Below are 14,647 nucleotides of genomic sequence, written 5' to 3'. Positions count from 1 at the left end.
CCGCTCAGGAAGAGTCCCTCTCCCTGAGGTAGAGGGGACTGGATCGGCGCGAAAGTTGAGTCTGAAGGTCGCCGATACTATGGCAGCTGGAAGCGCAGAATCCTTCACGCTGCCCAGAACGCTCCCTCTCCCTTCAGGGAGAGGGCTGGGGATAGGGTAACGCCCAGCACCAGCACTTCAAAGCCACGGCGGGCCACGGTAGGCACACGCGCCCAGCAAGGCGCCACTGCGACAATCTGTCATGCCGCGCCCCATCCATTCCACGAAGCTGGCATCATAGCCAGTCTTCGTTTCCAGCTTTTTGATCAATAGGGACACCATGAGCAACGTCGACCACGCCGAGATCGCCAAATTCGAGGCCCTCGCCCACCGCTGGTGGGACCGCGAAAGCGAGTTCAAGCCCCTGCACGACATCAACCCACTGCGGGTCAACTGGATCGACGAGCGCGTCAGCCTCGCCGGCAAGAAGGTCCTCGACGTCGGCTGCGGCGGCGGCATCCTCAGCGAAGCCATGGCCCAGCGCGGCGCTACCGTCACCGGCATCGACATGGGCGAAGCGCCCCTGGCAGTCGCCCAGCTGCACCAGCTAGAGTCCGGCGTGCCGGTGGAATACCGCCGCATCACCGCCGAAGAGCTGGCCGAGGAAATGCCCGAGCAGTTCGACGTGGTGACCTGCCTGGAAATGCTCGAGCACGTGCCCGACCCGGCCTCGGTGATCCGCGCCTGCCACAAGATGGTCAAGCCCGGCGGCCAGGTGTTCTTCTCCACCATCAACCGCAACCCGAAGGCCTACCTGTTCGCCATCGTCGGTGCGGAATACGTGATGCGCCTGCTGCCGCGCGGTACCCATGACTTCAAGAAGTTCATCCGCCCCTCCGAGCTGGGCGCCTGGTCGCGCGACGCCGGCCTGGCAGTCAAGGACATCATCGGCCTGACCTACAACCCGCTGACCAAGCACTACAAGCTGGCCAACGATGTCGACGTCAACTACATGATCCAGACCCTGCGGGAGGAGTGAATCGCATGCTCAGAGCGGTTCTCTTCGACATGGACGGCACCCTGCTGGACACCGCGCCGGACTTCGTCGCCGTGTGCCAGGCAATGCTCGTCGCCCATGGCCGCGCGCCGATCGACGACCAGCGCATTCAGGACGTGGTGTCCGGCGGCGCCCGCGCCATGGTCGCCGCGACCTTCGACATGGACCCGGAAGCGCCTGGCTTCGAGACCCTGCGCCAGGAATTCCTCGACCGCTACCAGGAGCATTGCGCCGTCTTCACCCGCCTGTACGAGGGCATGGCGGAACTGCTGGAGAGCATCGAGCGCTCCCGCCTGATCTGGGGTGTGGTGACCAACAAGCCGGTGCGCTTCGCCGCGCCGATCATGCAGCAGCTGGGCCTGGCCGAGCGCTCCGCGGTGCTGGTTTGCCCGGATCACGTGAAGAACAGCAAACCGGACCCGGAAATGCTCCTGCTGGCCTGCAGCCAGCTGAACATCGACCCGTCCGAAGTGCTGTTCATCGGTGACGACCTGCGCGATATCGAGTCCGGCCGCGCCGCCGGGACCAAGACCGCAGCCGTGCGCTACGGCTACATCCACCCGGACGACAACCCCGCGCACTGGGGCGCCGACGTCATCGTCGACCATCCCCGCGACCTGCTGGCGGTTCTCGACCGCGCCCTCTGCTCCTGCTGAACCGAACCTCGCGAGCCCGCCAGCGCGCTGACGGGTTCCGCCAAGGAGAAACCATGTTCGACTATTCCGCCCGCCCCGACCTGCTCAAGGGCCGCGTGATCCTCGTGACCGGTGCTGGCCGCGGCATCGGCCGGGCCGCCTCGCTCGCCTTCGCCGCCCACGGTGCCACCGTGCTGCTGCTGGGCAAGACCGAGGACTACCTCAACGAGGTCTATGACCAGATCGTTGCCGCCGGCCACCCGGAACCGGTGGTGATCCCGCTGAACCTGGAAACCACCCTGCCGCACCAGTACGACGAGTTGGCAGCCATGATCGAGAACGAGTTCGGCAAGCTCGACGGCCTGCTGCACAACGCCTCGATCCTCGGCCTGCGCTCGCCCATCGAGCAGATTTCCACCGACAACTTCACCCGCGTCATGCAGGTGAACGTCAACGCCATGTTCAGCCTCACCCACACCCTGCTGCCGCTGCTCAAGCTCTCCGAGGATGCCTCGGTGGTCTTCACCTCCAGCAGCGTCGGCCGCAAGGGCCGCGCCTACTGGGGCGCCTACGCGGTGTCGAAGTTCGCCACCGAGGGCCTGATGCAGGTGCTGGCGGACGAGTGCGAGGACATCACCAGCGTGCGCGCCAACAGCGTCAACCCGGGCGCCACCCGCACCGCGATGCGCGCTCACGCCTACCCGGGCGAGAACGCTTACAACAACCCGGCGCCCGAAGACATCATGCCGGTCTACCTGTACCTGATGGGCCCGGACAGCAAGGGCGTGAACGGTCAGGCCTTCAACGCCCAGGACTGAGATCCGGCCCTGCACAATCGGTACTGGCGTACCAGCGGCGTCGGTCTGCAGCCCAGCAACCACGCCGCCTCCCGCCATTTTTCTGGCTCCGCCCCGCTCTCCCCTCCGGCAAAGTGCCACTATTTCGCCAGACTTCTGGCGAAACCTTTCCCCGACCGGGAACCCTGACCACCACCGGTCGGTCAATACGGCGTCTTTTCAGGCCTTTCCGCGCCCTGGCACGGAAATCGCTCTGTCCCTGCAAACGCCGTAAATATGGTCGCCGCCATGGTTCCTCCCAAGCACTCCAATACCATCGATTTCGATGCTGCCAAGCTCCAGCGCGCGGCCAGCCAGGACATCCGCACACCCTCGCGGCGTCCGCTGGAGCTGCTGGAACTGCGCCAGCAGCTGAACCTGCAATTGCAGGTGAGCCTGGAGGCTGACCGCATCCTCGCGGTGTTCTTCCGCGAGATCCAGCAGATGCTGCCAGTGGCCTACCTGGCGTACTACCACGCCGGCGCCGACCTGCGCCTGGAGTTCGGCGAAGCGGCCCGGCACAGCGCCGACTACCGCCTGACCCACGCCAGTGAATACCTCGGCGAGATCAGCTTCCGTCGTGCCCGGCGCTTCTCCGAGGCCGAGCTGGCGCAGCTGGAATCACTGATGGCCTGCCTGCTCTATCCCCTACGCAACGCCCTGCTCTACCGCGCCGCCGTGCAGTCGGCGCTCCGCGATGCGCTGACCGGCACTGGCAACCGCATTGCCATGGACCAGACCCTGGGGCGCGAGGTCGAGGTAGCCCGGCGCCATCTGCTGCCACTGTCGATCCTCATGCTCGACCTGGACCACTTCAAGCAGATCAACGACGAGCACGGCCACAGCGTCGGCGACGACGCCTTGCGCGCCGTGGCAACGGCGCTGAAGAACAGCCTGCGCAATGTCGACATGGTGTTCCGCTTCGGCGGCGAGGAATTCCTCGTGCTGCTGTCCAACACCCCCGGCGTCGCCGCCGCGCAGGTGGGCGAACGGCTGCGCGCTGCCGTGGAGGAGCTGAACCTGGCCGCCGGCGGCAAGCGCTTGCCGCTGTCCATTAGCCTGGGCTGCGCCACCCTCAATGGCGGCGAGTCGGTGGATGATCTGCTGCGCCGCGCCGACAGCGCGCTTTACGAAGCCAAGCGCGACGGCCGCAACCGCCTGGCCTGCGCCAGCTGACCCAGCGAGAGCCCCTGTAGGAGCGAGTTTGCTCGCGAACGGATTTCCCGGCAGCTCTGGCGTCAAGCGGGTTCGCGAGCAAGCTCGCTCCTGCAGAAGACTTCCGCTAAATCACAGGCAAGAAAAAAGGGCTCCGAGGAGCCCTTTTCCATTTACCGCTGACGCTTAGCGCTTGAAGCCCGGACGCATGCCGTCACCGGCAGCCTGCGGACGGCGCTTGGCGATCGGCTTGCGCGCCGGCTTGCCGGGACGCTCGGCCAGCGGGGCGCCTTTTTCACGCGCCGGACGGTCGCTTGGAGCCTTGCGCGGCGCACGGTTCTCACCGGCATCGCTACGCGGGCCACGGGCCGGACGATCAGCGCCGTCGCGCGGTGCGCGAGCAGGGCGATCACCACCGGCATCACGCGGCTTGCGCGGGGCGCGGCTGTCGGCCGAATCGCTACGCGGGCCACGGGCCGGGCGGTCACCGGCATCACGCGGAGCGCGAGCGGGACGATCACCACCGGCATCACGCGGCTTGCGCGGGGCACGGCTGTCAGCGGAATCGCTGCGCGGGCCACGGGCCGGACGATCACCGGCATCACGCGGAGCGCGCGCCGGGCGGTCAGCACTGTCGCGCGGTGCGCGCGCCGGACGCTCGTCGCCATCACGCGAAGCACGAGCCGGGCGCTCGCCAACCGCCGGGCGCGGAGCACGCTGCGGACGCTCGCCTTCGGCGCGCTCGGTGCGGGTACGCGAGCCACGGCCCGGACGCTCGCTGGGCGCAAGTTTCTTGCCGAGCTTGCGCTCCTGGCGCTCGACCTTCTCTTTGGTCTTGGTCGATACGGCTGGCAGGGCAACCGGGGTCAGGCCGACTTCCTCGCTGAGGATGTCCAGCTCGCGCTGGCCCATTTCGCGGTAGCGGCCCATGGTCAGTTCGGAGGTCAGGAACACCGGTCCGAAGCGCACGCGCTTCAGGCGGCTGACGATTACGCCCTGGGATTCCCACAGGCGGCGAACTTCGCGGTTACGGCCTTCCATCACCACCACGTGGTACCAGTGGTTGAAGCCTTCGCCGCCGGGCGCTTCCTGGATGTCGCTGAACTTGGCGGGGCCGTCTTCGAGCATCACGCCGGCTTTCAGGCGTTCGATCATCTCTTCGTCGACTTCACCGCGCACGCGTACGGCGTACTCGCGGTCCATCTCGTAGGAGGGGTGCATCAGGCGGTTGGCCAGTTCGCCGTCGGTGGTGAACATCAGCAGGCCGGTGGTGTTGATGTCCAGGCGGCCGACGTTGATCCAGCGGCCGCTGCGCAGGCGCGGCAGGCGGTCGAACACGGTCGGACGGCCTTCCGGATCGTCGCGGGTGCAGACTTCGCCTTCGGGCTTGTTGTAGATCAGGACGCGGCGCACATGCTCTTCGATCTTCTCGCGCTTGAGCAGGCGGTCATCGACGGCGATGGCATCGCGGTCGCCCACGCGCTGGCCAAGGGTGGCGACGGCGCCATTGACCTTGACCCGGCCTTCCTCGATCCAGGCCTCGACGTCGCGGCGCGAGCCTACGCCCATGCGGGCCAGGACCTTCTGCAGCTTCTCGCCTTCCGGAGCGGGGGTCAGTTCGGTGTTTTCGTGCTGGTCGTTCATCTCGGCACCTCCCGGTGTGTCGTGCAACGAAGAAAAAGGTCGCGCATCATACGCGCTTGTGCGCGGCAAAGCACCGCCCGCAGTCGGGAAAGACTAGTCGACTTACAGGGGAATGAAGCCATGCAGCACGAAGACGACTTCACCGGGGCCAAGCTGGCGCTGTTCCATGCGGGCCAACTGGTGGTCTACAAGCGCGACGACAAGCCGGGAATTCCCTACCCAGGCTGCTGGGACTTTCCCGGCGGCGGCCGCGAAGGCGACGAGAACCCGGCGCAATGCGCGCTGCGCGAGTTGGAAGAAGAGTTTGGCCTACGCCTGGGCGAGCAACGCATCGAATGGCAGCGCCGCTACCCTGCTACGCACGGCCCAGCGCCCTGGGCCTGGTTCCTGGTGGCGCGGCTGCAACAGAACGAGTTCGAGGCCATCCGTTTCGGCGATGAAGGCCAGTACTGGCGGCTGATGCGCGTCAGCGAATACCTCGCCGAGGAACAGGCGGTGGGTTACCTGCAGGAACGCCTGCGGCATTTCCTCGCAGGGCGCATGGACATCGCCTGAATCCGCGCGCCGGGCCGCTGATACGCATTTGAGCGGCCCATCTGAATCTGTTTCCCCCGCCCGCATTTTCCTAGATTGCCCGCTCACCGGAGCGCCCTGGTTTTCCACCAGTGGTGCGCCCGGACGTTCTGTCACAAGCGGGAATCCAGCATGAACACGAGAAGCACGGAGCAGGCGTACAACTACAAGGTGGTTCGCCAATTCGCCATCATGACGGTGGTCTGGGGCGTCGTCGGCATGGCCATGGGGGTACTGATCGCCTCCCAACTGGTCTGGCCGCAACTGAACCTGGACCTGCCGTGGACCAGTTTCGGGCGCCTGCGCCCGCTGCACACCAGCCTGGTGATCTTCGCCTTCGGCGGTTGCGCGCTATTCGCCACCAGCTACTACACGGTGCAACGCACCTGCCAGACGCGGCTGTTTTCCGACAGTCTCGCAGCCTTCACCTTCTGGGGCTGGCAGGCACTGATCGTGGTAATGATGATCAGCCTGCCGCTGGGCTACACGACCACCAAGGAATACGCCGAGATCGAATTCACCGGCGCCGTGTGGATGGCCATCGTCTGGGTCGCCTACGCGGTAGTGTTCTTCGGCACGCTGATGAAGCGCAAGACGCCGCACATCTATGTGGGCAACTGGTTCTTCGCCGCCTTCATCCTGGTCACGGCGATGCTGCACATCGTCAACCACCTGGCCATTCCGGTGGACTGGTTCAAGTCCTACCCGGTCTACTCCGGCGCCACCGACGCCATGGTGCAGTGGTGGTACGGGCACAACGCGGTGGGCTTCTTCCTCACCACCGGCTTCCTCGGGATGATGTACTACTTCGTACCCAAGCAGGCCGGGCGCCCGGTGTATTCCTACCGGCTGTCCATCGTCCACTTCTGGGCGCTGATCACCCTGTACATCTGGGCCGGCCCGCACCACCTGCACTACACCGCCCTGCCCGACTGGGCGCAGAGCCTGGGCATGGTGATGTCGCTGATCCTCCTGGCGCCGAGCTGGGGCGGGATGATCAACGGCATGATGACGCTCTCCGGCGCCTGGCATAAGTTGCGCACCGACCCGATCCTGCGCTTCCTCGTGGTCTCCCTGGCGTTCTATGGGATGTCGACCTTCGAGGGCCCCATGATGGCGATCAAGACCGTCAACGCCCTGTCTCACTACACTGACTGGACCATCGGCCACGTCCATGCCGGCGCGCTGGGCTGGGTAGCGATGATTTCCATCGGCTCGCTCTATCACCTGATTCCCAAGGTCTTCGGTCGCGAACAGATGCACAGCATCGGTCTGATCAACGCTCACTTCTGGCTGGCCACCATCGGCACGGTGCTCTACATCGCCTCSATGTGGGTCAACGGCATCACCCAGGGCCTGATGTGGCGSGCGRTSAACGCCGACGGCACSCTCACCTACTCCTTCGTCGAAGCSCTGCAGGCCAGCCACCCCGGCTTCGTGGTGCGCATGACCGGCGGACTGATGTTCCTCAGCGGCATGCTGCTGATGGCCTGGAATACCTGGTTCACCGTGCGCCAGGCGCGCCCCGAGGCGATGCGCGTCGCCGAGCGGATGGCCTGAGATGACGCTGTGGCTAGGGTTGATCGGCCTGCTGGCGCTGTATTTCGGCGTCGGCTGGAGCCTGCGGGCGCACCGCCAGCGCGGTATCGAGGAGGCCAGCATGCTGCCCTTCGCCGATGACGAGGAAGTGGCCCGGCGCATGGAAAAAGCCACCGGGCGCAGTCGCACCGGTTGCGGCTGCCCCGGCCAGTGCAGGGGCGACTGCGAACACTGGCGCGACTGGCAGCCCTAGCGCGCCAGTTTGCGGGCATGCCTGCGACAGAGCGCCACATCACCTTCATCAATTTTCATTAGCAAGCACATCAATTTCCCGGCGGGCGTGCGGAGGCGGAATATCACTTCCGTGCCCCGCCACCTGATGGACGCCTGCAGCATCGTCCCCTGTCCTGTCTGGACCCCAGGACAGACATCATCGATGCCAGTGCTCCCCGGTGGGGCTTTCCATCCCACTCAAGGATCCCTGACCGGGTCCTTCACCGAGGAAATAAAGAATGAAGCTTGCCTCTGTCGTGTCGGCTGTCATCTCCAGCCTCGCCCCGATGGCTTTTGCCCAGGACGCAATCAAGAACCCCGGCGCCGACCTGCCGGTCACCGAATACCACTACGGCATGTCCCTGGACGTCGACAAGGTCCTGCACCGCACCGACAACTCCGGCAAGGTCGGCATCGTGCCGGCGTACATGGTCTACCAGGATCACGAAGGCCAGACCCACAAGGTCCGCTTCCTCGAATGGGGCGGCAGCACCAGCCAGGGCTGAGCCTTACCTAGCATCGCCCTCCGGCCGTCTTGGCCAAACCCCGCGAGCCAGTGGTGGCGACCGGGGGGCGCTCCTGATGAGTGGCCCGCCGCCAGGTGATGTCGCTCAGTTCCAATGCCGCCGCGAAGCGCGACGGTTGTCTCCCAGGCCGACCAGCGCCGCCACCGAGGCCATCAGTACCTCGGCGATCCATGCCAGCAACAGACCACCGGCCAGCGCCCAGCCAATTGCCTCGGGCTCCAGCATCACCTGGTAGCGGTAGTTCTCGTAGGTTTCCTGCAGCAGTTCGTGATTCGGCGAGGTGAGCATGTGCAGTGCGCGCTGGTACCAGGTGCCCTGCAACGCCTGCCACTCGTTGTCGAACAACTGGGCGCGACGCATCAACCGCTCGATATTGTCGGCGTCGCGCTGGAATACCGGGTCGGCGCTGCCGCGGTAATGCGCCACCAGGGCGCTCAGGTCGCCCTTGAAGAACTGCCCCGAGGTGTCCTTGAAGCCTTGCAGCGCCTGCGTTGCCTCGATGCGGTGGGCATCGACGCGTTGCGCGTAGTCCTTGATGAAGCCCGGAACCTGGACCGCGACCATCAGCCCCAGTGCGAACAGCACCATGCGTATATAGCTGCGCAGCATTCTTTCCCCCTTTCGTTCTTATGATGTGCAAGGCGACGCGGGATTCTCCCGCTTGCCGCGTCCACGTTCCGGGAATGCTTCACGTCCCGCTCAGATGCGCCCCTGGGTGACGATCTCGCCACGCCACCAGAGCATCCACTCGCCGCCCTGCATCAGGGTCCAGCTCTCGTTGTCGGTCAGCGGCTCGGTGGCGATCACCGTGACCACGTCGTTGGGTGTGGTTTCCGACTGGAAGTCCACAGTGACATCGGCGTCCTTCAGGCGCGCAGGCCCGAAGGGCGCACGGCGGGTGATCCACGCCAGCTTGGTGGAACAGAAGGTGAACAGCCAGTCACCGTCGCTGAGCAGGCAGTTGAACACCCCCTTCTCACGGTACGACGCGCAGGCAGTCACCAGCGTGGGCAACAGCACCTCCACCGGTACGGGTTCGGGGAAGGCACGCCGCACGCGGTTGAGCAGGTCGCAGAAGGCCGCTTCGCTGTCGGTGTCGCCCACCGCGCGGTAGAGACCGGGTTCGGGATGGAAGTCGGCGAGCTGACCGTTGTGGGCAAAGGTCCAGTAGCGGCCGCCCATCTCGCGCACGAACGGATGGGTGTTGGCCAGGCAGACCTTGCCGACGTTGGCCTGGCGGATGTGGCCAATCACCGCTTCGCTCTTGATCGGGTAGCGCTGCACCAGCCGCGCGACTTCCGAGTCGACGCTGGCGGACGGGTCCTGGAACAGCCGCACACCACGCCCCTCATAAAAGGCGATGCCCCAACCGTCACGGTGCGGGCCGGTGCCGCCGCCGCGCTGCATCAGCCCGGTGAAGCTGAAGACGATGTCCGTCGGGACGTTGGCGCTCATGCCGAGCAACTCGCACATGAATCAGTTCTCCTCCATCAGTGCCTCGCGCAGCTGATGCAGCTCGCGTTCCAGGCGATTCTGCATCCTTTTCCGCCCCAGTGGCAGGAACCGCGTCAGCGCGCGCAGCAGCAGGGCCGGCAGGTCGTTCAACTCACGCGGGATAAGGTGCAGATGAAAATGTGCCACGTGCTGGTTGGCCGCGGGGCCGTCGTTGACCAGCAGGTTGATGCCAACTCGCCCGTAGCCGGCGCGACGCAGCACCCGCTCCATGCGTTCGGCCAACGGGATCAGGTCCTGCTGCGCAGCCTCGGAGAGCTGGTGCAGGAAAGCCGCGTGCTCGCGGGCGACCAGCAGCAGGTGCGCGGGGCGCAGCGGATAGATGTCCAGCAGCACAATGAAATGGTCGTCTTCGTAGAGGATACGGGCCGGCACGCGACCGGCCGCGATGGCGCAGAACACGCAGTCCATGGGAACTCCTCGAAAGGCCGTTCAGTTCATGCTGGACGCGTGCGGGGCAGTACGCAAGGCCGGACTACAGGCGCGGTTCGATCCGCATGCGGCGCTCGCCGTGATCGTCGGTGCGGCTGTCAACGTCGGGCATCAGCTGCGGTTGCATCAGCTGGCGCAGGGTCGGCTCGTCTTCGTCGACCTTTTCCTGGCGGCGCTTCTTCAGCGAGCGTTCCAGCGGCCAGCGGACAAGCACGAACAGCAGGTACACACCGAATGCCGCCAGCAGCACCAGGGCAAGGTCGGAGACGGCGCGCCAGGCGTTGTTGCCAACCTTGAACACCACGTCCAGCGCGGTGATCGCGATAGCCGGGGCGTACAGGTTGTTCGCCGGGTCCACCGGGGTCGGGGTGAACAGCAGGACGATGACGATCACCCGCAGCGGCTCGCGCAGCCAGCGCCACATCCAGCCGGTCATCAGGAACCAGACCAGGGTCAGGCCAAGGCCGGCGGCGATATAGGCGCCCCAGGCAAGCGTGTAATCGTGTTCGTTCATGCGCGTGCGTACGTGCGGTGTCGACAGAGGGGTGCGTATGATAGCTCCTTTTCCCCGTGGGTGCGCAGCCAGGCGTCATCCATGCCGCCGCCGAGGATTCGCCATGACCGACCGCCAGCCCCCCATCGCCCGCCGCGAGGCCGCCGCCGATCCCTATTCCTGGCTGGAAAACCGTGACGCCGAGGACGTCCTCGACTACCTGAAAGCAGAAAATGCCTACCTGGAAGATCAGCTTCTTCCTCAGACGAAACTACGCGAAACCCTGTTCCAGGAGATCAAGGGCCGCATCCGCGAAACCGACCTGTCGCTTCCCACGCCCTGGGGCCCCTGGCTCTACTACCAGCGCACTACCGCCGGCGACGAGTACCCGCGCCACTACCGCAGCCCCCGCCCGGCCGACGGCTCGCTCACCGTCGACGAGAGCGCCGAGGAGTTGCTGCTGGACCCCAACGCCCTGGCCGGCGAGGGCTTCCTGTCCGTGGGCGCCTTCAGCATCAGCCCCGATCATTCGAAGCTGGCCTACAGCCTGGATACCAGCGGCGACGAGATCTACACCCTGTACGTGAAGGAACTGGCTGACGGCAGCGTCACCACCCTGCCCTTCGAGGACTGCGATGGCAGCCTGACCTGGGCCAACGACAACCGCACCCTGTTCTTCGGTGAGCTGGACGACACCCACCGCCCGCACAAGCTCTACCGCCACAGCCTGGGCGAGAGCGGCGCGCAGCTGATCTTCGAGGAGCCCGATGGGCGCTTCTTCCTCAACTGCTACCGCGCCAGTTCCGAACGCCAGCTGATCCTGCTGCTCAACAGCAAGACCACCAGTGAAGCCTGGGTACTGGATGCCAATACGCCCGAGGGCGAGTTCGTCTGCCTGGCACCACGGGAGGAAGACCACGAGTACTACCCGGACCACGGTCGCCTGAACGGCGACTGGGCCTGGATGATCCGCAGCAACCAGACCGGCATCAACTTCGCCCTCTACCACGCCAGCGAGACGCAACCCACCCGCGCCCACTGGCAGGAACTGGTGGCGCACCGTGACGACGTGATGCTGGAAGGCCTCACCCTGAACGCCAGCGCCCTCACCCTGAGCCTGCGCGAAGGCGGCCTGCCGATCGTCGAAGTCCATCCCCATGGACAACCGCCGCACCGGGTAGACCTGCCGGACGCCGCCTATAACCTCTACGTGCAGGACAGCCTGGAGTTCGACAGCGCCGCGATCCGCCTGCGCTACGAAGCCCTCAACCGCCCGGCGCAGATCCGCCAGCTGGAGCTTTCGAGCGGGGAACAGAAAGTACTCAAGCAAACCCCGGTGGAAGGCCCGTTCGACGCCGACGCATACGAAAGCCGCCGCCTCTGGGCCGATGCCGCTGACGGCGTACAGGTGCCGATCAGCCTGGTCGGCCGTCGCGACGTGCTGGAAGACGTCGCCCGCGGCAAGCCCGCCCCGCTCTATCTCTATGGCTACGGCGCCTATGGCGAGAGCCTCGACCCCTGGTTCTCCCACGCCCGCCTGAGCCTGCTGGAGCGTGGCTTCGTCTTCGCCATTGCCCACGTACGCGGCGGCGGCGAGCTGGGCGAAGCCTGGTACCGCGCCGGCAAGCTGGCGCACAAGCAGAACACCTTCAGCGACTTCATCGCCTGTGCCGAACATCTGCTCGGCCACGGCTACAGCACCCCGGCGCAACTGGCCATCAGCGGCGGCAGCGCCGGCGGCCTGCTGATCGGCGCGGTGCTCAACCAGCGCCCGCAGCTGTTCGCCGCGGCCATCGCCGAAGTGCCCTTCGTCGACGTGCTCAACAGCATGCTCAATCCGGACCTGCCGCTGACCGTCACCGAGTACGACGAGTGGGGCAACCCGCAGGAGCCGGAGGTCTACGCACGGATCAAGGCCTACGCGCCCTACGAGAACGTCAGCGCCCAGGACTACCCCGCCCTGCTGGTGGTGGCCGGCTACAACGACAGCCGCGTGCAGTACTGGGAAGCCGCCAAGTGGGTGGCCAAGCTGCGCGTCAGCAAGACCGACGACCGCCTGCTGCTGCTCAAGACCGACCTGGGCGCCGGCCACGGCGGCATGAGCGGTCGCTACCAGGGCCTGAAGGACGTAGCGCTGGAATACGCCTTCCTGTTCAAGGTGCTGGGCATCGAAGGCAACGCCTGATGCTCTACACCTGTCCCTGCTGCGGCTATTTCAGTTTCAGCGACCCTCCGGGGTCGTACGAAATCTGCGAGATCTGCTTCTGGGAAGACGATCACCTGCAACTCTGCTTCCCCGACGCCCGCGGCGGAGCCAACGCCGTGAGCCTGATCGAAGCACAGGTCAACTTCGTGCAATGGGGCGCGTGCGAGCGGCGCTTCCGCGCGCAGGTGCGCCCGGCGACCATCGACGACGAGAAGGACGAGCGCTGGTTTCCGCTCTGGGAAAAGCGCGTGGACCTGCCGGATGGCGAGGCTCCACTGACCGGTGAGGAAGCCTGCTACTGGTTGCGCACGCCGACGCCGGGCTGACTCAGCCGGCGCGGAAGATCAGGTGCTCTTCCCAGTCGTCCTCGGGCACCGAACCCTCGGCGAGCATGCGGCCGGACTGCGAGATGCGCTCATGGTGCACCGCCTCCGGATCACCGCAGACGAGGTGGTGCCACAGCGGCAGGTCCTTGCCCTCGGCCACCAGGCGGTAGCCGCAGGTCGGCGGCAGCCACTGGAACTCATCGGCCTGGGCCGGGGTGAGCTGGATGCAGTCGGGCACACTGGCGCGGCGATTGGCGTAGTCGGTGCAGCGGCAGGTCTTCAGGTCCAGCAGCTTGCAGGCGATGCGCGTGTAGTAGACGGTGCCGTCGTCCTCGTCTTCCAGCTTCTGCAGGCAGCACAGGCCGCAGCCGTCGCACAGCGACTCCCACTCTTCCTGGTCGAGCTGGTCAAGGGTCTTGCGTTTCCAGAAGGGCTCTACTTTGGCGGCCATTTTTTGTACAGGGGCAATTTCACGGGGCGCAAAGTCTAAGCCCGCCGCGCTCGCAGGCCAAGCGCAGGCGACCATTGGCCGCGCGGCGCTTGCCAGAGCGGGCCGTGCTGGTTAGTTTGATCGCCCCACGGGCCCGGTCCGCCGACACATCAGGCTGGACTCGCCAGCCGCTTCCCGCAGCCGCGCCGCCCGATCCCACCGCGATGCCCGGCCGACCACGGCACCATCGGCAGATTCCACGCCCTTCAAGGAGCCACCATGAGCGCCAACCCTCGCGTTTCCGAGCACCCCATCGACCCACAGTTCATCAATCGCTGGTCGCCCCGCGCCTTCAACGGCGAAGCCATTCCCCAGGAGACCCTGCTGAGCTTCATCGAGGCCGCGCGCTGGGCACCGTCCTCCTTCAACTCGCAGCCCTGGCGCTTCCTCTTCGCCCTGCGCGACACGCCGAACTGGCAGCGCTACCTGAACCTGCTGGGCGAGTTCAATCGCGGCTGGGCGCAGCACGCCTCGGCGCTGGTCGTCGTGTTGTCCAAGACCACCTTCGCCCCGCCCGGCTCCAGCGAAGAAAAGCCTGCGCTGTGGCACAGCTTCGACACCGGCTCCGCCTGGGGCTTCCTCGCCCTGCAGGCGAGCCTGGCTGGCTGGCACACCCACGGTATGGCCGGCTTCGACCGCGAACTGGCGCGCACCGAACTGAAAGTTCCGGCGGACCACGAAATCCATGCGGTAATCGCCATCGGCAAGCTGGGCGACAAGTCGATCCTCTCCGAGAGCCTGCAGGCCCGCGAAGTACCGAACGCCCGCCGCCCGCTGGCGGAAATCGTGGCCGAGGGCGACTTCTCGCTCTGACGCCCAGCGCGGCTGCTCCCGCCCTTTGTAGGACCGAGGGGGACGCCTAGTCCTTGATCGCGAACCGCATAGTTCCGTGCCGTGCAGGTTCGCGAGCAAGCTCGCTCCTGCAGCAGAGCAAAAGAAAAGGCCCCGATTGGGGCCTTTTTCATGGGTG

17 protein-coding genes are annotated in these 14,647 nt (G+C 65.9%); 11 read left to right on the top strand and 6 right to left on the bottom strand.

Annotated features, from left to right (window positions below; all coding sequences use genetic code 11):
* Positions 1-319: 319 nt before the first annotated feature.
* From ubiG to A6723_RS11905, 4 genes are all read left to right on the top strand, one after another.
* Positions 320-1,018 (top strand): bifunctional 2-polyprenyl-6-hydroxyphenol methylase/3-demethylubiquinol 3-O-methyltransferase UbiG, encoded by a 699-nt coding sequence (ubiG, locus tag A6723_RS11920; RefSeq protein WP_024767043.1) that lies wholly within the window; start codon positions 320-322, stop codon positions 1,016-1,018.
* Positions 1,015-1,692: an N-acetylmuramic acid 6-phosphate phosphatase MupP gene (gene mupP / locus A6723_RS11915; RefSeq protein ID WP_139092956.1), complete on the top strand. Its 678-nt coding sequence runs from the start codon at positions 1,015-1,017 to the stop codon at positions 1,690-1,692. Before ubiG ends, mupP begins: the two co-directional genes overlap by 4 nt.
* Before the next feature lie 53 nt (positions 1,693-1,745).
* On the top strand, positions 1,746-2,489 hold the full coding sequence (locus tag A6723_RS11910; protein ID WP_054907213.1) for a YciK family oxidoreductase: 744 nt from the start codon (positions 1,746-1,748) through the stop codon (positions 2,487-2,489).
* A gap of 267 nt (positions 2,490-2,756) precedes the next feature.
* Positions 2,757-3,683, top strand: a complete 927-nt coding sequence (locus A6723_RS11905; protein WP_054907333.1) for a GGDEF domain-containing protein — start codon at positions 2,757-2,759, stop codon at positions 3,681-3,683.
* A gap of 165 nt (positions 3,684-3,848) precedes the next feature.
* Here the strand turns inward: A6723_RS11905 and rluB are convergent, their stop codons facing one another.
* Positions 3,849-5,306, bottom strand: coding sequence for a 23S rRNA pseudouridine(2605) synthase RluB (gene rluB, locus A6723_RS11900; protein WP_054907212.1), 1,458 nt, complete (start codon positions 5,304-5,306; stop codon positions 3,849-3,851).
* 120 nt (positions 5,307-5,426) lie between these two features.
* Between rluB and A6723_RS11895 the strand changes: the two genes are divergently transcribed.
* From A6723_RS11895 to A6723_RS11880, 4 genes are all read left to right on the top strand, one after another.
* The gene (locus A6723_RS11895) at positions 5,427-5,861 is read left to right on the top strand and encodes an NUDIX hydrolase (RefSeq protein ID WP_054907211.1); all 435 of its coding nucleotides are present in this window, start codon (positions 5,427-5,429) and stop codon (positions 5,859-5,861) included.
* A 150-nt stretch (positions 5,862-6,011) separates the two neighbouring features.
* A complete protein-coding gene (gene ccoN / locus A6723_RS11890) occupies positions 6,012-7,439 on the top strand; it encodes a cytochrome-c oxidase, cbb3-type subunit I (RefSeq protein ID WP_064979687.1) in 1,428 nt (475 codons plus the stop codon).
* A 1-nt stretch (position 7,440) separates the two neighbouring features.
* Positions 7,441-7,671, top strand: a complete 231-nt coding sequence (locus tag A6723_RS11885; RefSeq protein WP_054907209.1) for a cytochrome Cbb oxidase CcoQ — start codon at positions 7,441-7,443, stop codon at positions 7,669-7,671.
* Positions 7,672-7,930: 259 nt separating this feature from the next.
* Complete coding sequence (locus tag A6723_RS11880; protein WP_024766463.1) at positions 7,931-8,197, top strand: DUF2790 domain-containing protein; 267 nt, start codon at positions 7,931-7,933, stop codon at positions 8,195-8,197.
* A gap of 105 nt (positions 8,198-8,302) precedes the next feature.
* On the opposite strand, the gene A6723_RS11875 is transcribed toward A6723_RS11880, so the two are convergent.
* The 4 genes from A6723_RS11875 to A6723_RS11860 form a co-directional block, all read right to left on the bottom strand.
* Positions 8,303-8,827: a DUF2937 family protein gene (locus A6723_RS11875; RefSeq protein WP_054907208.1), complete on the bottom strand. Its 525-nt coding sequence runs from the start codon at positions 8,825-8,827 to the stop codon at positions 8,303-8,305.
* A 90-nt stretch (positions 8,828-8,917) separates the two neighbouring features.
* Entirely contained in the window at positions 8,918-9,691 is a 774-nt protein-coding gene (locus tag A6723_RS11870; RefSeq protein ID WP_054907207.1) for a class II glutamine amidotransferase, read from the bottom strand.
* A 3-nt stretch (positions 9,692-9,694) separates the two neighbouring features.
* Positions 9,695-10,141, bottom strand: coding sequence for an HIT family protein (locus A6723_RS11865; RefSeq protein WP_054907206.1), 447 nt, complete (start codon positions 10,139-10,141; stop codon positions 9,695-9,697).
* Positions 10,142-10,205: 64 nt separating this feature from the next.
* On the bottom strand, positions 10,206-10,676 hold the full coding sequence (locus A6723_RS11860) for a hypothetical protein (RefSeq protein ID WP_054907205.1): 471 nt from the start codon (positions 10,674-10,676) through the stop codon (positions 10,206-10,208).
* A gap of 103 nt (positions 10,677-10,779) precedes the next feature.
* On the opposite strand from A6723_RS11860, the gene A6723_RS11855 reads away from it, so the two are divergent.
* Together A6723_RS11855 and A6723_RS11850 are read left to right on the top strand one after the other, a co-directional pair.
* Positions 10,780-12,840 carry a S9 family peptidase gene (locus A6723_RS11855; RefSeq protein ID WP_054907204.1) on the top strand — a complete coding sequence of 687 codons (2,061 nt, stop codon included), beginning with the start codon at positions 10,780-10,782 and terminating at the stop codon, positions 12,838-12,840.
* Entirely contained in the window at positions 12,840-13,187 is a 348-nt protein-coding gene (locus tag A6723_RS11850) for a CPCC family cysteine-rich protein (protein WP_054907203.1), read from the top strand. The genes A6723_RS11855 and A6723_RS11850 overlap by 1 nt, the downstream gene beginning before the upstream one ends.
* Before the next feature lies 1 nt (position 13,188).
* Here A6723_RS11850 and A6723_RS11845 read toward each other — a convergent pair whose 3' ends face one another.
* Positions 13,189-13,638 (bottom strand): YcgN family cysteine cluster protein, encoded by a 450-nt coding sequence (locus A6723_RS11845; protein ID WP_024766456.1) that lies wholly within the window; start codon positions 13,636-13,638, stop codon positions 13,189-13,191.
* 258 nt (positions 13,639-13,896) lie between these two features.
* Here A6723_RS11845 and A6723_RS11840 point away from each other — a divergent pair, with 258 nt between their 5' ends.
* Complete coding sequence (locus A6723_RS11840; RefSeq protein WP_054907202.1) at positions 13,897-14,490, top strand: nitroreductase family protein; 594 nt, start codon at positions 13,897-13,899, stop codon at positions 14,488-14,490.
* Positions 14,491-14,647: the final 157 nt, after the last annotated feature.

Source organism: Pseudomonas sp. AU11447, assembly GCF_001672555.2.
GTDB lineage: Bacteria > Pseudomonadota > Gammaproteobacteria > Pseudomonadales > Pseudomonadaceae > Pseudomonas > Pseudomonas nitroreducens.
This window is presented reverse-complemented; position numbering and strand designations above follow the sequence as displayed.